We start from the raw sequence: 18,333 nt of genomic DNA, 5'->3' as shown, positions 1-18,333 counted from the left end.
CGGCAGCTCCTGCACTGATGGTCATAGTTCGTTAAAGCCGAAGTATAGCCGCTAAAAATACGAATTTTCCTGAAGTGTTTGTCTCCCTAGAATGCCCAGCCATCGACGGGTGGTCTGTGACCCTGTCTGTTCATTCGAAGGAAGTCTCATGAAATACACAATCCCTGCATTGATGTTTACGTCTTTACTGCTCATGGCCGGTTGCGATCAGGCCGAGAAAAGCGCCCAGCAGTTGATGGGCAAGGCTGCCGAAAGCGCCAAACAGGCGATCGACGATACGCACAAAGCTGCTGAACAAGCGCTCAGCGACGCCACCGGCGGCTTGATCGAGAAAAAAGAAGCGCCGGAAAAAGATGCGGAAAAATCCGAATCTTCCTCCAAGACCATCTAAACCGTCATACAAGAGTCAGGACTGACCCATGGAATATCTGTTAGAACTCGCCGCCAGCCCCGCCGCCTGGGTTGCTTTGGCCACACTGGTGGTGATGGAAATCGTGCTCGGCATCGATAACCTGATCTTTATTTCGATCCTGACCAACAAGTTGCCTGTGCAGCATCGGCAGAAGGCGCGCCGCATCGGTATCGGCATGGCGCTGATCCTGCGTCTGGCCCTGTTGAGCACCATCGCTTTCATCGTGCAGTTGACCGAACCTGTAATCGAAATCATGGGCCAGGCGTTCTCCTGGAAAGACATGATCCTGATTGCCGGTGGTCTGTTCCTGGTGTGGAAAGCCACGACCGAGATCCATCACAGCATGGACCCGGCCCCGGAAGATCCGAAAACTGCGACTTCGACCGTGACCCTGGGCTTCGCTGCCGCAATCGGTCAGATCCTGATGCTGGACATGGTGTTCTCCATCGACAGCATCATTACTGCGGTGGGCATGACTGAACACTTGCCGATCATGGTGATCGCGGTAGTGGTGTCGGTGATGGTGATGCTGTTCGCAGCTGAGCCGCTGGCCAAGTTCATCAACGACAACCCGACAGTGGTGATGCTGGCCCTGGGCTTCCTGATCATGATCGGCATGACGCTGATCGCCGAAGGCTTCGGTGCCCATGTACCGAAAGGTTATGTGTACGCGGCCATGGCCTTCTCGGCAGCGATTGAAGTGCTGAACATGATGTCGCGCCGGGCGAAGCAGAAGAAGCTGGCTCAGCAGGCTTAATCTGCAGCAAACCAAAAGGCCGGCTGGACTCGTCGAGTTCAGCCGGCCTTTTTGCTTGTGCCTCATGCCGTACGGCTTGTGCCTTATGCAGGAGCTGTCGAAGGCTGCGATCTTTTGATTTTTGAGAGCAAGATCAAAAAATAGCAGCCTTCGGCAGCTCCTGCAGAGGTTTTATATCAACTGACCTGTCAGTGCGCAGTCGCGTGGCGGTGCTTTTCTGGCTTGTGATTCGCAGTCGAATCGACCGGATGATGATGGCGTCGCGCAATGCGCAGCACGCCCCACAGCATGGCGCTGGCAACGGCCAGCCAGCCGGCTATCAACATTACGATGGTCATGGTCAGGCTCATCGGTGCCTCCTCTTTGCCCTGCGTCGGGCACACACTTTTTCAATTCGCTCTGTTTCAGTGACAGTCTAGACAATGGGGTGTTTCAGACTATTGACCAAAGATCGGTGATGACCAATCAGTTCGCTCTATGCAATCGATCGGTCTGCGGTTTAAGGCTATACCGCAGCCGTGCGTCGCCCTATGATCGCAGGCGTTGCCGGAACACGATGACCGGCGTCTGATCAGAGAGTGACAATGGTGCAGGTATTGACTCGATTGCGAGGGGCGTTGCTGGTGGCCGGTTGCGCGGCTGTATTGGCGGGTTGTGCGGGCACTGTCGCGCCGCAGGTCAAGCGCCTGCCGGAGCGGGTCGAACTCAGCGGTACGTTCTATCGCGGTGAAGCCAATCAGAGTGGTCCGCAAGTGCTGGCCAGCCTGTTGTCGCAGCAGGGCATCATGATCACGCCGGGGCTGCTGGAAAAACCGTTGCAGCTGCCGGGTGCACAGGATCAGTTGCAGCAGAATCTGCAAAACCTGGCCCGCGATTACGGCATGGTGGTCTATCCGCTGGACAAGAACCTGCCAGCCTTGCTCACCCAGGTCGCGGCCGGATATCCGGTGATGGTGCGCTTTAGCGAAGGCTCGGCGTTCTGGGCTGAACCGCGTTACGCCATTCTTTCCGGTTACGACCGCTTGAAACAGAAAGTGCTGTTGCGCGCCGGAATGAATCGCCGCGAACTGATGAGTTTCAGTTCCTTCGAGTCGGCGTTCGAAAAGTCGGGCGGTTGGGCCGTGCTGATCCAAAAGCCCTCGCAGATCCCCGCCGAGGTTGATCGTCAGCGCTGGCTAAAGGCGGCGGATGAGTTGGCGCAGGCCGGGCAGGAACGTGAAGCGGAGCAAGCCAAAAAGGCTCTGGCTGCACATTAAACCTCCGTTCGTCATTTGCCGGGCACCCTCACGCCCGGCACGCCTCTTAACGATAGAGCCCGAATGTGCGGGTGAATCAGGAGGCGAGCATGGCAGATTCCCCATCCCCGAAAGGCCCACACTCAAGCGAGCATTCGTCCGGTCATGATCTGGGTTTCGATCCGGACTCACCGGATCTCGACGATCCGCAGGTTGATCCGGTCGGCCCTGCCAAGGCGCCGAAGGACGTGGAGACCGGCGAAGACAGCAAGCGTCCGGCCAAGCCTTACGATCCGTTGGCTGACCTGAAACCCTGAGGGAGGTGCGTATGAGTACCGATTCCAGCTTTGACGATAAAAAACCGGACAGCGTGCCGACCACGCCTGAGGATGACGTGGATCCCGTGCTGGATCCGGACAGCCCGCTGCGTGATCCATTGGCCCGGCCTAATGTGCTGACCCCGGAGCATCATCGCGACCCGAGTGCCGGTGACGGCATTCCCGATGACGAACAGATGCCGCTGCCCAATGACTGAGACGCAGGCATTAAAAAGCCCCGAGATGTCGGGGCTTTTTATTGTTTCGCGAACTACTTGGAGGCTTCGACCACGCCGCTCTGGCGCGCCTTGAGGTTTTTCTCGGCCTTGTATTGTTGGGCCACTGCCGGAACGTTGGTGCTGCGACCGGTTTCCATCCAGCTGCGGATACGGCTGGCATCGGCGAAGTGTGTGTACTTGCCGAACGCATCGAGAATCACCAGGGCAACCGGGCGGTTGCTCATCCGCGTCACCAGCACCAGGCAATGACCCGCCGGGTTGGTGAAGCCGGTTTTAGTGATTTTGATGTCCCAGTCGGCCTTGTTCACCAAGTGATCGGTGTTGCGGAAACCCAGGGTGTAGTTGGGTTTGCGGAATGACACCGTTTTTTCCTTGGTGGTCGTCAGTTCAGTGAGGATCGGGTGCTTGCTCGCGGCCACCAACAGTTTGCTCAGATCGCGAGCGGTGGAAACGTTACGTTCCGACAAGCCGGTCGGTTCGACATAGTGGGTGTTGGTCATGCCCAGTGCCTTGGCCTTGGCATTCATCGCCGCGATGAAGGCTGCATAACCGCCCGGGTAGTGATGCGCAAGGCTGGCGGCTGCACGGTTTTCCGAGGACATCAGGGCAATCAGCAACATTTCCCGGCGCGGCAGTTCGCTCTTCAGCTTGACTCGGGAGAACACGCCTTTCATTTCCGGCGTGTGGCTGATGTCGACGTCGATCCATTCGTCCATGTTCTGGTGCGCTTCAACGACTACCAGCCCGGTCATCAGCTTACTGACCGAAGCGATGGGTACGATCACATCCGGGTTGCTCGAATAGATGACTTTATTGGTCTGCAAGTCCATGAGCAGGGCGCTGCCGGAGGCGATCTTCAGTTGCGAAGCATCGCGTGGCGCAGCAGTGGTTTCAGCGGCGTTGACAGTTGGCGTGACGAATGTGCCTGAAAAAGCAAAAACCAGGCTCAGGATCGAAAGACGAATTTTCACGCGGGCGAACTCATAAAGGTTGGATATTCCGTTAGTTTGTAACGGGTTATTTCTTCAAAGCGTCGCATTCTAGGAGTATGGCTGAAGATCTGTCGATGGTTGTTTGGATGACCTGAAAATCTCGTGAAAAGCCCTGTAAAAATAGAGGTTTCCGGCGAACGGTTAGTGTTTTTTCTCAGATACAAAAAACCCCGCACAAGGCGGGGTTCTTTTATTGCGAAAAAACCTCTCAGGCGTGCAGGGTTTCTGCCGCGTAGAGGGTGTTTTCCAGCAGGCAGGCGCGGGTCATCGGGCCAACACCGCCCGGCACCGGAGTGATCCAGCCGGCGCGGGGCAGAGCGGTTTCGTACACCACGTCACCGACCAGCTTGCCATCGTCCTGACGGTTGATGCCGACGTCGATCACGATCGCGCCTTCCTTGATCCACTCGCCCTTGACCAGGCCCGGCTTGCCGGCGGCGACCACCACCAGATCGGCGCGACCGACGTGGCCGGCCAGATCCTTGGTAAAGCGGTGGGTGACGGTCACGGTGCAACCGGCCAGCAGCAGTTCCATTGCCATCGGGCGGCCGACGATGTTCGACGCACCCACCACCACCGCATCCAGACCATAAAGGTCAACGCCGGTGCTTTCCAGCAAGGTCATGATGCCCTTTGGTGTGCACGGACGCAGCAGCGGAATGCGCTGGGCCAGGCGGCCGACGTTATAAGGATGAAAGCCATCGACGTCTTTGTCCGGGCGGATGCGCTCCAGCAATTTGGACGCGTCCAGATGCTCGGGCAGGGGCAGTTGCAGCAGCACGCCGTCAATGGCCGGGTCGTCGTTGAGGCGATCGATCAGATCGGTCAGCGCTTCTTGAGTGGTGTCGGAGGGCAGGTCGTAGGCTTGAGAGAGGAAGCCTACCTCTTCACAGTCTTTACGCTTGTGCGAGACATAAACCTGAGAGGCAGGATCGCTGCCGACCAGGATCACCGCGAGGCCGGGAGTGCGCAGGCCTTGCTGGCGACGCTCGGCAACTCGTTGGGCGATCTGCTGGCGCAGGCTGGCGGCGATCGATTTGCCGTCGATTAGTTGTGCAGTCATTGCGCGTGATTAACCATCGAGAGGGGAAAAAAAGAGAACGCATTCTCGCATGTCAGACGGTGAGGGCAAAGGCGCTTGGTCAGCAAATTCCCCTAACTCCTTTAATTAAATGAATTTTTTTCAAAAAGGATTTGACGACCTTGGGAGCGCTCTATACTATTCGTCGCACTTGTCGGGCACAGCCTAGCACTGGTTAAGAAGGTTGAGCGGAATTAGCGTTCTGCGAGGCTGGAAAGCATTTAGTTTGTAGTCCTCCAAGAGTACAGATTAATAAGGCGCCCGTAGCTCAGCTGGATAGAGCATCCGCCTTCTAAGCGGATGGTCGCAGGTTCGAGTCCTGCCGGGTGCGCCATTAGGCAGCTTTGGCACAAGTAGCGCGATATGGTGGGCGTAGCTCAGTTGGTAGAGCACGGGATTGTGACTCCCGTTGTCGTGGGTTCGATCCCCATCGTCCACCCCATATTTCGAAAGGCGCCAGATGTAACAGTCTGGCGCCTTTGCTTTAAAAGCTTCATCTGCGGATGTGGTGGAATTGGTAGACACACTGGATTTAGGTTCCAGCGCCGCGAGGCGTAAGAGTTCGAGTCTCTTCATCCGCACCAATTAAAGCTTCATTCTTGCCGCAGGCCTGGTGAAGTTCAGCAAAGAAGTTGAATGGCTTTTTTGTGACGCAATATGGTGGGCGTAGCTCAGTTGGTAGAGCACGGGATTGTGACTCCCGTTGTCGTGGGTTCGATCCCCATCGTCCACCCCATATTTCGAAAGGCGCCAGATTTAACAGTCTGGCGCCTTTTTTGTTTTACGGTTTGTGGTTTGTTGTGCTGGGTTTCAGGTCGAAGGGCAGGGCGTTTCGTCGTGTTTACGGGCTTGCAGCCTGCGTGTCGACCACCGGCCATGTTCGCTGGATCGGCCGTCAGGGAGATGGCTCGCAGTCTCTTCTATATATAGAAGCGGTTGAAGCAGAGCCCTGGCGTGATGGTCTTTATTCGTCTTCGGGGTGGAATGCATTGCTGCATTCACACCTATAAATGGCCTGCTGTTTTTTTACCCGTTTTCAGTAGGGTGACTTCTTGAGTTTGACCCACTAGAATGCATGCCCTTGATTCTGGGGTCGGAAACGGCCGGCTAACGTCTGTGCAACGAGGAATATCCATGCAAGTTTCTGTTGAAAATACTACTGCTCTTGAGCGCCGCATGAGCGTCACCGTGCCGGCTGAGCGCATTGAGAGCCAGGTCAACAAGCGTCTGCAGCAGACTGCCCAAAAGGCCAAGATTGCTGGCTTCCGTCCAGGCAAAGTGCCAATGAGCGAAATCAAGCGCCGTTTCGGTGCTGACGCTCGTCAGGAAGCTGTTGGTGATGTCATCCAGTCCTCCTTCTATGAAGCCGTGGTTGAGCAGAAGCTGAACCCTGCCGGTTCGCCTTCGATCGAGCCGAAGTCGCTGGAAGCTGGCAAGGACCTGGAATACGTTGCCGTATTCGAAGTGTTCCCTGAGTTCACTGTTGCCGGTTTCGACGGCATCACTGTCGAGCGCCTGAGCGCTGACGTGGCTGACGCTGATCTGGACAAGATGCTGGACATCCTGCGCAAGCAGAACACCCGTTTTGAAGTGGCCGACCGCGCTGCCCAGAACGAAGACCAGCTGAACATCGATTTCGTCGGCAAGGTTGACGGCGAAGCATTCGCCGGCGGCTCCGCCAAAGGTACTCAGCTGGTGCTGGGTTCCGGTCGCATGATTCCGGGCTTTGAAGAAGGCCTGGTTGGCGCCAAGGCAGGCGAAGAGCGCGTTCTGAACCTGACCTTCCCTGAGGACTATCAGAACCTGGACCTGGCTGGTAAAACCGCCGAGTTCACCGTGACCGTCAACACCGTTTCCGAGCCGAAACTGCCAGAGCTGAACGAAGAATTCTTCGCTCAATTCGGCATCAAGGAAACCGGTCTGGAAGGCTTCCGCACCGAAGTTCGCAAGAACATGGAGCGTGAGCTGCGTCAGGCCATCAAGTCCAAGGTGAAAAATCAGGTCATGGACGGTCTGCTGGCCACCAACCCGATCGAAGTGCCAAAGGCTCTGCTGTCCAACGAAGTTGACCGTCTGCGCGTGCAGGCTGTTCAGCAGTTCGGCGGCAACATCAAGCCTGATCAACTGCCGGCCGAGCTGTTCGAAGAGCAAGCCAAGCGCCGTGTAGTGCTGGGTCTGATCGTCGCTGAAGTGGTCAAGCAATTCGACCTGAAGCCTGACGAAGCCCGCGTTCGTGAAATGATTCAGGAAATGGCTTCGGCTTACCAGGAACCTGAGCAGGTCGTGTCTTGGTACTACAAGAACGAGCAGCAACTGAACGAAGTCCGTTCGGTTGTGCTGGAAGAACAAGTTGTGGATACTGTTCTGCAGAAAGCTAGCGTGACCGACAAATCGGTCTCTTACGAAGAAGCGGTCAAGCCGGTAGAAGCTCCAAAAGCCGACTGATTGTTTTTGCGTTAAGAAGTACACACATAAGCCAGCCTTCGAGCTGGCTTATGCGTATTCAAGACATAACTATTTGGGAGTGACTGCAGAGCATGTTCCGTAATTCGTATATTCAGCAGAACTCTGATATCCAGGCCGCCGGCGGCCTGGTCCCGATGGTTGTCGAGCAATCTGCTCGTGGCGAGCGCGCCTATGACATCTACTCGCGCCTTCTGAAGGAGCGCGTAATCTTTCTGGTGGGTCCTGTAGAGGACTACATGGCCAACCTGATCTGTGCGCAATTGCTGTTCCTTGAAGCGGAAAACCCGGACAAGGACATCCATCTCTATATCAACTCCCCGGGCGGTTCGGTGACAGCGGGCATGTCGATCTACGACACCATGCAGTTCATCAAGCCAAACGTATCGACGACGTGCATTGGTCAGGCGTGCAGCATGGGTGCATTCCTGCTGACGGCCGGTGCTCCAGGCAAGCGTTTCTGCCTGCCGAACTCGCGTGTGATGATTCACCAGCCGCTGGGCGGTTTCCAGGGCCAGGCCTCGGATATCGAAATCCATGCCAAGGAAATCCTCTTCATCCGCGAGCGTCTGAACACGCTGATGGCCAAGCACAGCGGTCGTACGCTTGAAGAAATCGAGCGTGATACCAACCGCGACAACTTCATGAGTGCAGAAGCTGCGAAGGAATACGGTCTGATCGACGAAGTCATCAACCAGCGTCCTGCGTAAAATAAGCAGCTCAAAATAAGGTGGGTCGGCAGGTCCGACCACCAGCGGGCTTGAAAAAGCCCGCAATAGCCTTCATCTTGTGTTGCAAGCCTATCGGATTTGGATCGAACGAATGACTGACACCCGCAACGGCGAGGACAACGGCAAGCTGCTCTATTGCTCCTTCTGTGGCAAAAGCCAGCATGAAGTACGCAAATTGATTGCCGGCCCCTCGGTCTTTATCTGCGACGAGTGCGTCGACTTGTGCAATGACATCATCCGCGAGGAGGTGCAGGAAGCACAGGCCGAAAGCAGCGCGCATAAATTGCCTTCGCCTAAAGAAATCAGCGGCATCCTTGACCAGTATGTAATCGGTCAGGAGCGTGCGAAAAAGGTTCTGGCCGTAGCGGTATACAACCACTACAAGCGTCTGAACCAGCGTGACAAGAAGGCTGACGACGTCGAACTCGGCAAGAGCAACATCCTGCTGATCGGCCCGACAGGCTCCGGTAAAACCCTGCTGGCCGAAACACTGGCCCGCCTGCTGAACGTTCCGTTCACCATCGCCGACGCCACCACCCTCACCGAGGCCGGTTACGTAGGTGAAGATGTCGAGAACATCATTCAGAAACTGCTGCAAAAGTGCGATTACGACGTGGAAAAGGCCCAGATGGGCATTGTCTACATCGACGAAATCGACAAGATTTCCCGCAAGTCCGACAACCCGTCGATCACCCGCGATGTTTCCGGTGAGGGCGTGCAACAGGCCTTGCTCAAGTTGATCGAAGGCACGGTCGCTTCCGTCCCGCCGCAAGGTGGCCGCAAGCATCCGCAGCAGGAGTTCCTGCAGGTCGACACCCGTAACATCCTGTTCATCTGCGGTGGTGCGTTCTCGGGTCTGGAAAAGGTTATTCAAAACCGTTCCACCAAGGGCGGCATCGGGTTCAACGCAGAAGTGCGCAGCAAGGAAGAGGGCAAAAAAGTCGGTGAATCCCTGCGTGAAGTCGAGCCTGACGATCTGGTCAAGTTCGGTCTGATCCCGGAATTCGTCGGTCGTTTGCCGGTTCTGGCGACGCTGGACGAGCTCGACGAGGCTGCGCTGATGCAGATCCTCACCGAGCCGAAAAATGCGCTGACCAAGCAGTATGCCAAGCTGTTCGAGATGGAAGGCGTGGATCTGGAATTCCGGACCGACGCACTGAAATCGGTTGCCAAGCGAGCTCTGGAGCGTAAAACCGGTGCCCGTGGCCTGCGGTCGATTCTTGAAGGTGTGCTGCTCGACACGATGTACGAAATCCCTTCGCAGTCTGAAGTGAGCAAGGTCGTCATCGATGAAAGTGTGATTGAAGGCAAGTCCAAGCCACTGTATATCTACGAAAACAGTGAGCCGACGGCCAAGGCAGCGCCGGACGCGTAAGTGTCCACACTGCCGGAACAAAGAAGGGGCCTTCGGGCCTCTTTTTTTTTATGTCGTTTTTTACATCCGCTTTGCGCTTGTTTTTTTTCAAGGCAGCCCCCATCTTGGTTTCAAGCTTAATTCCATCTGATTACGGCCATATGGCCGCCGTAGAGGCGAAATCATGAAGACAACCATCGAATTGCCTCTCCTGCCATTGCGTGATGTCGTGGTTTATCCGCACATGGTTATCCCGCTGTTCGTGGGGCGCGAGAAATCCATCGAAGCCCTCGAGGCCGCGATGACGGGCGACAAGCAGATCCTGCTGCTGGCCCAGAGAAACCCGGCTGACGATGATCCCGGTGAAGACGCTCTCTATCGCGTAGGTACGATTGCGACGGTGCTGCAACTGCTGAAGCTGCCGGACGGCACCGTCAAGGTTCTGGTCGAAGGTGAGCAGCGCGGCGCTGTAGAGCGCTTCAGCGAAGTCGACGGGCATTGCCGCGCCGAAGTCTCGCTGATCGACGAAGTCGATGCTGCCGAGCGCGAATCGGAAGTTTTCGTGCGCAGCCTGCTGTCGCAGTTCGAACAATATGTGCAGTTGGGCAAGAAAGTCCCGGCTGAAGTCCTGTCGTCGCTCAACAGCATTGATGAGCCTGGCCGCCTGGTTGACACCATGGCCGCGCACATGGCGCTGAAAATCGAGCAGAAGCAGGAAATCCTCGAAATCATCGATCTGTCGGCCCGCGTCGAGCACGTGCTCGCCTTGCTGGATGCCGAGATCGATCTGCTGCAAGTCGAAAAACGCATTCGCGGCCGCGTCAAAAAACAAATGGAACGCAGTCAGCGCGAGTACTACCTGAATGAGCAGATGAAGGCCATTCAGAAAGAGCTGGGTGACGGTGACGAAGGTCACAACGAAATCGAAGAGCTGAAAAAGCGCATCGATGCGGCCGGCCTGCCGAAAGATGCCCTGGCCAAGGCCACCGCCGAGCTGAACAAGCTCAAGCAAATGTCGCCGATGTCCGCTGAAGCCACCGTGGTGCGCTCCTACATCGACTGGCTGGTGCAGGTGCCGTGGAAGGCGCAGAGCAAGGTACGTCTGGACCTGGCGCGTGCGGAAGACATTCTCGATGCTGATCATTACGGCCTTGAAGAGGTCAAGGAACGCATCCTTGAATACCTCGCCGTGCAAAAACGTGTGAAGAAGATCCGTGGTCCGGTGTTGTGCCTGGTCGGTCCGCCTGGCGTGGGTAAAACTTCGCTGGCGGAGTCGATTGCTCACGCCACCAACCGCAAATTCGTGCGCATGGCCTTGGGTGGCGTGCGTGACGAGGCGGAAATTCGTGGTCACCGCCGGACTTACATCGGTTCGATGCCAGGAAGATTGATTCAAAAGATGACAAAAGTGGGCGTGCGCAACCCGCTGTTCCTGCTCGATGAAATCGACAAAATGGGCAGCGACATGCGTGGCGACCCGGCGTCGGCGTTGCTGGAAGTGCTCGATCCGGAGCAGAACCACAACTTCAACGATCACTATCTGGAAGTCGATTACGACCTGTCCGATGTGATGTTCCTGTGCACCTCGAACTCGATGAACATCCCGCCGGCATTGCTGGACCGGATGGAAGTCATTCGTCTGCCGGGCTACACCGAAGACGAAAAGATCAACATCGCCGTCAAGTACCTGTCGCCCAAGCAGATTGCCGCTAATGGTCTGAAGAAGGGCGAGCTGGAATTCGACGAGGAAGCGATCCGCGACATCATCCGTTACTACACCCGTGAAGCCGGTGTGCGTGGCCTCGAACGTCAGATCGCCAAGGTCTGCCGCAAGGCTGTGAAAGAACATGCGCTGGAAAAACGCTTCTCGGTAAAAGTGACAGCTGACCTGCTCGAACACTTCCTCGGTGTGCGTAAATTCCGCTACGGTCTGGCTGAGCAGCAGGATCAGATCGGTCAGGTGACTGGCCTGGCGTGGACGCAGGTGGGTGGCGAATTGCTGACCATCGAAGCGGCTGTGGTACCGGGCAAAGGTCAACTGATCAAGACCGGTTCGTTGGGCGATGTAATGGTCGAATCGATCACTGCAGCCCTGACCGTTGTGCGCAGCCGTGCCAAGAGCCTGGGCATTCCGCTGGACTTCCACGAGAAGCGCGACACCCACATTCACATGCCGGAAGGCGCGACGCCGAAAGACGGTCCAAGCGCCGGTGTAGGCATGTGCACGGCATTGGTATCGGCATTGACCGGGATTCCGGTGCGCGCCGATGTCGCCATGACGGGTGAAATCACCTTGCGTGGTCAAGTGCTGGCAATCGGTGGTCTGAAGGAAAAACTGCTCGCCGCCCACCGCGGTGGAATCAAGATTGTGATTATTCCGGAAGAGAACGTGCGCGATCTGAAGGAGATTCCTGACAATATCAAGCAGGATCTGCAGATTAAACCGGTTAAATGGATTGACGAGGTCCTGCAAATTGCGCTGCAATACGCGCCGGAGCCCTTGCCGGATGTGGCTCCGGAGATAGTTTCCAAGGACGAAAAACGTGAGTCTGATTCAAAGGAAAGAATTAGCACGCATTAATACGTTTTTGCCTGGGGGGCTTCCTTGACAGCTTTTTAGAGCCCTTGTTATAAAGCGGCTCTTAAGTGTCTGTAGGCCATTCAGCACTCGTTTTTGCTTTCACCAAAAAACTTAGAATCATCTCAAAATAGATATAAGGGGACTTAGAGTGAACAAGTCGGAACTGATTGATGCTATCGCTGCATCCGCTGATATCCCGAAAGCTGCTGCTGGCCGTGCGCTGGACGCTGTTATCGAATCCGTCACTGGCGCTCTGAAGGCCGGCGACTCTGTTGTTCTGGTTGGTTTCGGCACTTTCTCCGTGACTGATCGTCCAGCTCGCGTTGGTCGTAACCCACAGACCGGCAAGACGCTGCAAATCGCAGCTGCTAAAAAGCCAGGTTTCAAAGCCGGTAAAGCACTGAAAGAAGCTGTCAACTAAGTTAGTTTGTTTCAGGTTTTTACCCATCCGGGTCGGGGTCATGCCTGACTTGGCAGCGGAGCGGTAGAGCAGGTCGCTGGAACAGCTGCCTGTAACGCCGGGATCGAGGGTTCGAGCCCTGTCCGCTCCGCCAGTTACGAGAAGGCGCATCCTCGGATGCGCCTTTCTTCTATCCGGATTCTACCCACGCTCCACGGTTGCCAAATTTTTGAAGTTCAACCGTTTCTGGGGGACGCATGCTGCAGAATATCAGGGACAATTCACAAGGCTGGATTGCCAAGACCATTATCGGGGTCATCGTTGCACTGATGGCTCTGACCGGTTTCGACGCTATTTTCAAGGCCACGACGCACACCAACGATGCGGCCAAGGTCAATGGTGAAGAAATCAGCCAGAACGAGCTGAGCCAGGCCGTTGACATGCAACGCCGTCAGCTGATGCAACAGCTGGGCAAGGATTTCGATGCTTCCTTGCTTGACGAAAAAATGCTCCGCGAATCGGCCCTCAAGGGTCTGATCGATCGCAAGCTGCTGCTGCAAGGCGCAGAACAATCGAAATTCGCTTTCTCCGAAGGTGCATTGGATCAGGTGATCCTGCAGACCCCTGAATTCCAGGTGGACGGCAAGTTCAGTTCCGAGCGCTTTGATCAGGTGATTCGTCAACTGGGCTACACCCGCATGCAATTCCGCCAGATGCTGGCTCAGGAAATGCTGATCGGTCAGTTGCGCGCCGGTGTTGCCGGCAGCGGTTTCGTCACCGACGCTGAAGTGCTGGCATTCGCCCGTCTGGAAAAACAGACCCGCGATTTCGCTTCGCTGAACGTCAAGGCCGACCCGGCCGCGGTCAAGCTGACCGACGATGAGGTCAAGGCTTACTACGACGAGCACGCCAAGGAGTTCATGACCCCTGAGCAGGTGGTTGTCGATTACGTCGAGCTGAAGAAGTCTTCATTCTTCGACCAGGTTGCGGTCAAGGACGAAGACCTGCAGGCGGCGTATCAGAAAGAGATCGCCAACCTGTCGGAACAGCGCCGCGCCGCGCATATCCTGATCGAAGTCAACGACAAGACCACCGACGCTCAGGCCAAGGCCAAGATCGAAGAAGTCCAGGCGCGTCTGGCCAAGGGCGAGAAATTCGAAGCGCTGGCCAAGGAGTTCTCGCAGGATCCGGGCTCGGCCAACAATGGCGGTGACCTCGGTTTTGCCGGTCCTGGCGTCTATGATCCAGCTTTCGAAAAAGCCCTGTACTCGCTGAACAAGGACCAGGTGTCCGAGCCGGTGCGTACCGACTTCGGTTACCACCTGATCAAGCTGCTGGGTGTTGAAGCGCCGGAAGTTCCGACCCTTGCCAGCCTGAAAGACAAGCTGACCCGCGAGCTGAAGACTCAACAGGTCGAGCAGCGTTTTGTCGAGGCGACCAAGCAACTGGAAGACTCGGCGTTCGAAGCGTCTGACCTGGCCCAGCCAGCGGCAGATCTGAAACTGACTGTGCACACCTCCAAGCCGTTCGGCCGTGAAGGTGGTGAAGGCATTGCGGCCAACCGTGCTGTGGTGAGCGCTGCATTCAGCCAGGAAGTGCTGGAGGAAAATGCCAACAGCACCGGCATCGAACTGGACCCGGAAACCGTGGTCGTGCTGCGTGCCAAGGAACACCTGAAGCCTGAGCAGTTGCCTCTGGAAGCCGTCAACACGGCGATTCGCGCGCAGTTGACCAAGGAGCATGCCAGTGCTGCGGCCAAGACCAAGGCTGACCAGCTGATCGCCAGTCTGCGCGATGGCAAGACTCCGCTGGACAAGGCTGTCGAGGGTCAGAACTGGAAGGTTGTCACAGCGGCCACTCGCGCTCAGGAAGGGGTTGATCCGACTGTGCTGCAGGCGTTGTTCCGTATGCCGAAACCGGCGGCCAAGGGCAAGCCGACGTTCAGCAGCGTGACCTTGCAGGACGGTAGCCTGATGATCGTGCGCCTGGACGGTGTGAATGAAGCAGTAGCGCCGACTGATGAAGAGAAGGCGCAGTACCGTCGCTTCCTTGCTTCGCGTGAAGGTCAGCAGGATTTCGCGGCGTTCCGCAAGCAGTTGGAAAGTCAGGCGGATATCAAGCGCTATTGATGTTTGACTGAGCGGTAACAGCAAAGCCCCGATCTGATGGTCGGGGCTTTTTTATGCTTGGGATTTGGCTGTTTCCGTTGTTTTGGGTGTGGCGGCTGGCCGTTTCGCCCGTGCGGCGAGTGGCTGCGACTTTTTCCGGCAAACCATGGTCAATAGGGTTGTAACGGCTTTAAGACACAATCCATGCGCCGCAGGGCCAAGTTCTGTTGCACAATACGCCCCGGACTGTTTTCCCTCAGGATGTTCAATGTTGATTTCAACTCCCATGCGTGTCGTTGGGTTGGCGCTGTTGTTGACCGCTGTTGCTGGCTGCTCGAAGGACAAGCCGATCTATGAGCATGAGAACTTCGACGATTCCGGCACGTTCTCGCGCAATTATCCGGTGGCCGACACCGCGAGTTGCGAGGCGGCCCGTCGTGCGTTGCTTAGCCAGGGCTACATCATCACCAGCAGTGACCCGAAACTGATCAGTGGCCACAAAAGCTTCCAGCAAACCGGTGAAACCCACATGGAGATCAGCTTCAACGTGGTGTGTACCGAAGACGGCAGTTCCAAACACCATGCCACGGTGTTCGCCAATGCCTTGCAGGATCGCTACGCGTTGAAGAAGACCAACAACTCTGCCAGCCTCGGGGTCGGCGTGTTGGGTTCGGTGTCGATGCCGATCGGCTCGTCCGATGATTCGATGGTCAAGGTGGCCAGTGAGACCGTGACGTCGCAGAAGTTCTATGAGCGTTTCTTCACCCTGGTTGAGCTGTTCCTGCCAGCCGATGCGAAGAAAGCCGCGCACATCGAAGAAAAACCCAAGACTGATCTGGGGGTCCCGGAGCCGAAGCCTGCGGCTGTAGCGCCGACAACACCTGCCCCGGCAGTCGAGACAGCGCCAGCGCCACCGCCGGCCGGCATTGTCGAGCCAGCCCAGACCATGACGCCGGCCACTCCGGCGGTGACGCCTGCGCCGGCCACGGTTGCACCGACGCCAGCGGGTTCCGAACCCGTGGTGCCGCCTGCGGAATCCGCGCCGATCACCCCGGCACCGAGTGCAGATCCTGCACCGGCTGCCGAAACGATCACGCCGCCGCCCAACCCGACCAATATCCCGCCGCCATCGGAGCCGATTCCGGCGATGCAGTGAGCCGCGCGGGCTCTGCTGTGGGAGCGGGGGTGCTCGCTCCCACATTTGTTTTGTGGCGCACTCAAATCCCGTTACATTCCCCGGACAAAACTCCAGCGATAAATTCCTGACCACCTGCTACGTTTTATTCATGAAGGCGGGATGTCACGTTCCCTTCATACGGGCACGATAAGCTCGAGGCACTGGTCACTTGACCGGGCTGTATTTTCAACGGGCAGTAGGGGGATGAAACGATGGACGATTATCAAGAAGAACTGCTCGAATACCACGCGTATGAACTCGATCAGCCAGAACCGGCCGAAGACGCCACCGAGTTGTAAGGCGTCAGGCGGTTTTGCGGTGACTGCGGCGAAACTCGCCGGGGGTCTGGCCGCTCCAGCGTTTGAAGGCGCGTTGAAACGCCTCGGCTGAAGCAAAGCCCAGCAGATAGGCGATCTCGCCGAACGCCAGTTCGGTATCGCGGATGTAGGTCATTGCCAGGTCGCGGCGGGTGTCGTTGAGTATGGCGCGAAACTGTGTGCCTTCCTCGGCCAGTTTGCGCCGCAAGGTCCAGGTCGGCAGCTTCAGACGCGCCGCCACTTCTTCCAGGTCGGGTTCCCGGCCACCATTGAGCAACGGCCCCAACAACTGTGTGATGCGTTCGCGCAGGCTGCGGGTGCGGGTCAACTGCTCCAGTTCCCGTTCACACAACGCAAGCAAGTGTTTCCAGGTGCTCGGGCAGTGTTCCGGGTTGCGCAGAGCGAGGCTGGCAAGGCTCAAGCGCAGTTGATTGCGTTCGGCGCTGAACTGGATAGGGCAATCGCCCAGCACGCTATAGGCGTCGCGATAGTCCGGCGTGTCAAATTCGATGTCGATGCGCTCGGCGCGCAAAGGCTCGCGGCTGACGCTGGACAGCTGATGCAGCCAGCCGGCGATGATGGAATCCACCACAAAACGGTTATAGGCGTTGTACGGGCTGATCGAATAAAAGCGCAGCCACGCGCCATGGGCATCCTCGTGAAAGCTCGACTGCCCGCGATAGTTGGAACCGTACAGCGGCTCGAAACGGATCAGGCAGCGGGCCGCTTCGCGCACGGTCGGTGCCTGTGCAGCGGTGACCCCGGCGAGCCCGGCCTGACTCAAGCGGCTGAGTTGGCCCATGCTCAGGCCCAGCGCCGGATCGCCGGTCAACTGGATCGCGCTGTGCCCCAGCCGCATGTAACGCGGGATCGACAGTCGCGCGCCGGCTTCGGCCAATCGCGCGGCATCCAGTCCATATTGTTCGAGCAGCGGTTGCGGCTCGACGCCGTGGCTGCGCACGGCATCAGCCAGGCTGTGCACGAAGCCTACCGACAGATCCCCAAGGCGCATCGGCAGCGGTTTCATGGCTTACAACCAGATGTTCAGCAGACGCGCGCCACGGGCTTCGCCATCGGCGAATTGCTGGCCGTTGCTGCTGAGGAAGCTTTGCCCCGAGCCGGGCTTGTCCCAGAACTGGCCGCGCAGGAACACGCTCATGCCGGCGATCGCACGGCTGCTCGGCGGCTGTGCGGTGAGCGTCAGGCGATGCCAGGCCTGACCTTCACTGATTTCCCCGGGCTTGAGGCTGACCGAACCCGGTGTACTTGAGCCCTTATAACCGGCCCACGGCTGATTCCACGCACCGTGACCCACGACGAAGGCCGGCACCGCTACCAGTTGCGCGCCTTGCTCGTCGAGTTGGCGATAGTTGTCCGGGTACCAACTGTCGCTGCCGATCAGCACGCCCAGGCGTCCGGCCGGCGTGTCGACCACGTTGATCGCGTGGGCGTCTTCGCCCTCGATCACATCGCGCTGTTCGAAGATCGGGTGCATTTGCCGCTGGGGCTGGCCCAGCGGTACACCATCACGGCCAAACACCACGCTGCTGTTGAACAGCGCGCCGCTACCGGGCTTGAGCTGGCCATCACGAATGCTGGGTTCGGGCAGGACGATGGAGCCGGCCACCAGCGTCACGTGGAATTCCTTGGCCAGCCCACCAAACAGTGCCTGGTAATCCTTGGCCATGGCTTTGGACTTCATCCGCAGGTGGGCATCGTCGAGGCGATTGTCGCCCTTGGCAGTAAGCCAGGCGCGGGCGAACAGCAACGGATTGCTCGCCGCCAGCCAATTCATCGCTTCGACCAGGGTCGGCGCCTGGTACAGCTCGTCTTTCTCGCCGCTGATCATCAGCCAGGTACCGACATGCTCGGGCAGCACCACCACGGTTTTTTCATTCAGCAGCCCCTGATCCTGCGCTTGCTGCAGATAGGCCGCGAGTTTGCGGTGCAGGCGCTCCGGGCTTTGGTAGTCGGTGGGGAACAGTTCCGGCTGGATACCCAGCAAGTTGCCACGGTCGCCGGGCGTGCCCTGATCGACCGCCAGTTTGATGCGCAGGTCCGACAGGTAATGTCCCGCCGGCCGGTCCGCCGCCCACATGGCGTAGGTGGTCAGGGTGGCAACGATGGCCATGGAGAAAAACAGGTACAGAAGTTTGCGCATGAAAACCA

At 57.5% G+C, this 18,333-nt stretch carries 17 protein-coding genes and 4 tRNA genes; 16 read left to right on the top strand and 5 right to left on the bottom strand.

Going from position 1 to position 18,333, the window contains the following annotated elements; translation table 11 throughout:
* Positions 1-148: 148 nt before the first annotated feature.
* Positions 149-391: a hypothetical protein gene (locus AB1J88_RS10595; RefSeq protein WP_025108906.1), complete on the top strand. Its 243-nt coding sequence runs from the start codon at positions 149-151 to the stop codon at positions 389-391.
* Between the two features lie 28 nt (positions 392-419).
* Positions 420-1,169: a TerC family protein gene (locus tag AB1J88_RS10590; protein ID WP_041074106.1), complete on the top strand. Its 750-nt coding sequence runs from the start codon at positions 420-422 to the stop codon at positions 1,167-1,169.
* Positions 1,170-1,357: 188 nt separating this feature from the next.
* On the opposite strand, the gene AB1J88_RS10585 is transcribed toward AB1J88_RS10590, so the two are convergent.
* Positions 1,358-1,519 (bottom strand): hypothetical protein, encoded by a 162-nt coding sequence (locus AB1J88_RS10585; RefSeq protein ID WP_430291014.1) that lies wholly within the window; start codon positions 1,517-1,519, stop codon positions 1,358-1,360.
* A 234-nt stretch (positions 1,520-1,753) separates the two neighbouring features.
* Between AB1J88_RS10585 and AB1J88_RS10580 the strand changes: the two genes are divergently transcribed.
* From AB1J88_RS10580 to AB1J88_RS10570, 3 genes are all read left to right on the top strand, one after another.
* The gene (locus AB1J88_RS10580; protein WP_041074108.1) at positions 1,754-2,425 is read left to right on the top strand and encodes a lipoprotein; all 672 of its coding nucleotides are present in this window, start codon (positions 1,754-1,756) and stop codon (positions 2,423-2,425) included.
* 89 nt (positions 2,426-2,514) lie between these two features.
* Positions 2,515-2,721: a DUF6021 family protein gene (locus AB1J88_RS10575; RefSeq protein ID WP_041074110.1), complete on the top strand. Its 207-nt coding sequence runs from the start codon at positions 2,515-2,517 to the stop codon at positions 2,719-2,721.
* 11 nt (positions 2,722-2,732) lie between these two features.
* A complete protein-coding gene (locus AB1J88_RS10570; protein ID WP_027613905.1) occupies positions 2,733-2,939 on the top strand; it encodes a hypothetical protein in 207 nt (68 codons plus the stop codon).
* A 53-nt stretch (positions 2,940-2,992) separates the two neighbouring features.
* Here AB1J88_RS10570 and pbpG read toward each other — a convergent pair whose 3' ends face one another.
* The gene (pbpG, locus tag AB1J88_RS10565) at positions 2,993-3,931 is read right to left on the bottom strand and encodes a D-alanyl-D-alanine endopeptidase (protein WP_041074112.1); all 939 of its coding nucleotides are present in this window, start codon (positions 3,929-3,931) and stop codon (positions 2,993-2,995) included.
* 229 nt (positions 3,932-4,160) lie between these two features.
* Positions 4,161-5,015, bottom strand: a complete 855-nt coding sequence (folD, locus tag AB1J88_RS10560) for a bifunctional methylenetetrahydrofolate dehydrogenase/methenyltetrahydrofolate cyclohydrolase FolD (RefSeq protein WP_041074114.1) — start codon at positions 5,013-5,015, stop codon at positions 4,161-4,163.
* Between the two features lie 275 nt (positions 5,016-5,290).
* Between folD and AB1J88_RS10555 the strand changes: the two genes are divergently transcribed.
* The 11 genes from AB1J88_RS10555 to AB1J88_RS10505 all read left to right on the top strand — a co-directional run bounded on the left by AB1J88_RS10555 (position 5,291) and on the right by AB1J88_RS10505 (position 15,826).
* Positions 5,291-5,367, top strand: a tRNA-Arg gene (locus AB1J88_RS10555).
* Positions 5,368-5,399: 32 nt separating this feature from the next.
* Positions 5,400-5,475: transfer RNA gene (locus tag AB1J88_RS10550), tRNA-His, on the top strand.
* Positions 5,476-5,532: 57 nt separating this feature from the next.
* A tRNA-Leu gene (locus tag AB1J88_RS10545) sits at positions 5,533-5,617 on the top strand.
* Between the two features lie 76 nt (positions 5,618-5,693).
* A tRNA-His gene (locus AB1J88_RS10540) sits at positions 5,694-5,769 on the top strand.
* A 398-nt stretch (positions 5,770-6,167) separates the two neighbouring features.
* Positions 6,168-7,478, top strand: a complete 1,311-nt coding sequence (gene tig / locus AB1J88_RS10535) for a trigger factor (RefSeq protein WP_041073914.1) — start codon at positions 6,168-6,170, stop codon at positions 7,476-7,478.
* 92 nt (positions 7,479-7,570) lie between these two features.
* Positions 7,571-8,206, top strand: coding sequence for an ATP-dependent Clp endopeptidase proteolytic subunit ClpP (gene clpP, locus AB1J88_RS10530; RefSeq protein WP_007951559.1), 636 nt, complete (start codon positions 7,571-7,573; stop codon positions 8,204-8,206).
* 112 nt (positions 8,207-8,318) lie between these two features.
* Positions 8,319-9,602 carry an ATP-dependent Clp protease ATP-binding subunit ClpX gene (gene clpX, locus AB1J88_RS10525; RefSeq protein WP_003223632.1) on the top strand — a complete coding sequence of 428 codons (1,284 nt, stop codon included), beginning with the start codon at positions 8,319-8,321 and terminating at the stop codon, positions 9,600-9,602.
* Between the two features lie 163 nt (positions 9,603-9,765).
* Complete coding sequence (gene lon, locus AB1J88_RS10520) at positions 9,766-12,162, top strand: endopeptidase La (protein WP_003223634.1); 2,397 nt, start codon at positions 9,766-9,768, stop codon at positions 12,160-12,162.
* Positions 12,163-12,310: 148 nt separating this feature from the next.
* A complete protein-coding gene (locus AB1J88_RS10515) occupies positions 12,311-12,583 on the top strand; it encodes an HU family DNA-binding protein (RefSeq protein WP_008077714.1) in 273 nt (90 codons plus the stop codon).
* Between the two features lie 236 nt (positions 12,584-12,819).
* Complete coding sequence (locus AB1J88_RS10510) at positions 12,820-14,691, top strand: SurA N-terminal domain-containing protein (RefSeq protein ID WP_041073909.1); 1,872 nt, start codon at positions 12,820-12,822, stop codon at positions 14,689-14,691.
* A 247-nt stretch (positions 14,692-14,938) separates the two neighbouring features.
* Positions 14,939-15,826, top strand: a complete 888-nt coding sequence (locus AB1J88_RS10505; protein ID WP_430291013.1) for a DUF2242 domain-containing protein — start codon at positions 14,939-14,941, stop codon at positions 15,824-15,826.
* Positions 15,827-16,150: 324 nt separating this feature from the next.
* On the opposite strand, the gene AB1J88_RS10500 is transcribed toward AB1J88_RS10505, so the two are convergent.
* Both AB1J88_RS10500 and AB1J88_RS10495 read right to left on the bottom strand, forming a co-directional pair.
* Positions 16,151-17,191 carry an AraC family transcriptional regulator gene (locus AB1J88_RS10500; protein WP_430291012.1) on the bottom strand — a complete coding sequence of 347 codons (1,041 nt, stop codon included), beginning with the start codon at positions 17,189-17,191 and terminating at the stop codon, positions 16,151-16,153.
* 3 nt (positions 17,192-17,194) lie between these two features.
* Complete coding sequence (locus tag AB1J88_RS10495) at positions 17,195-18,325, bottom strand: nitrilase-related carbon-nitrogen hydrolase (RefSeq protein ID WP_108182275.1); 1,131 nt, start codon at positions 18,323-18,325, stop codon at positions 17,195-17,197.
* Positions 18,326-18,333 lie beyond the last annotated feature (8 nt).

Source organism: Pseudomonas sp. S8, assembly GCF_050473925.1.
GTDB classification, from domain to species: domain Bacteria; phylum Pseudomonadota; class Gammaproteobacteria; order Pseudomonadales; family Pseudomonadaceae; genus Aquipseudomonas; species Aquipseudomonas parakoreensis.
The sequence above is the reverse complement of the archived record's forward strand: the minus strand, read 5'-3'. Positions and strand labels throughout refer to the sequence as shown.

Bases quoted from the DNA above. Each gene is read 5' to 3' on its own strand.
- AB1J88_RS10595 (WP_025108906.1), top strand. From the start codon at position 149: ATGAAATACACAATCCCTGCATTGATGTTTACGTCTTTACTGCTCATG.
- AB1J88_RS10590 (WP_041074106.1), top strand. From the start codon at position 420: ATGGAATATCTGTTAGAACTCGCCGCCAGCCCCGCCGCCTGGGTTGCT.
- AB1J88_RS10585 (WP_430291014.1), bottom strand. From the start codon at position 1,519: ATGAGCCTGACCATGACCATCGTAATGTTGATAGCCGGCTGGCTGGCC.
- AB1J88_RS10580 (WP_041074108.1), top strand. From the start codon at position 1,754: ATGGTGCAGGTATTGACTCGATTGCGAGGGGCGTTGCTGGTGGCCGGT.
- AB1J88_RS10575 (WP_041074110.1), top strand. From the start codon at position 2,515: ATGGCAGATTCCCCATCCCCGAAAGGCCCACACTCAAGCGAGCATTCG.
- AB1J88_RS10570 (WP_027613905.1), top strand. From the start codon at position 2,733: ATGAGTACCGATTCCAGCTTTGACGATAAAAAACCGGACAGCGTGCCG.
- folD (WP_041074114.1), bottom strand. From the start codon at position 5,015: ATGACTGCACAACTAATCGACGGCAAATCGATCGCCGCCAGCCTGCGC.
- tig (WP_041073914.1), top strand. From the start codon at position 6,168: ATGCAAGTTTCTGTTGAAAATACTACTGCTCTTGAGCGCCGCATGAGC.
- clpP (WP_007951559.1), top strand. From the start codon at position 7,571: ATGTTCCGTAATTCGTATATTCAGCAGAACTCTGATATCCAGGCCGCC.
- clpX (WP_003223632.1), top strand. From the start codon at position 8,319: ATGACTGACACCCGCAACGGCGAGGACAACGGCAAGCTGCTCTATTGC.
- lon (WP_003223634.1), top strand. From the start codon at position 9,766: ATGAAGACAACCATCGAATTGCCTCTCCTGCCATTGCGTGATGTCGTG.
- AB1J88_RS10510 (WP_041073909.1), top strand. From the start codon at position 12,820: ATGCTGCAGAATATCAGGGACAATTCACAAGGCTGGATTGCCAAGACC.
- AB1J88_RS10505 (WP_430291013.1), top strand. From the start codon at position 14,939: ATGTTGATTTCAACTCCCATGCGTGTCGTTGGGTTGGCGCTGTTGTTG.
- AB1J88_RS10500 (WP_430291012.1), bottom strand. From the start codon at position 17,191: ATGAAACCGCTGCCGATGCGCCTTGGGGATCTGTCGGTAGGCTTCGTG.
- AB1J88_RS10495 (WP_108182275.1), bottom strand. From the start codon at position 18,325: ATGCGCAAACTTCTGTACCTGTTTTTCTCCATGGCCATCGTTGCCACC.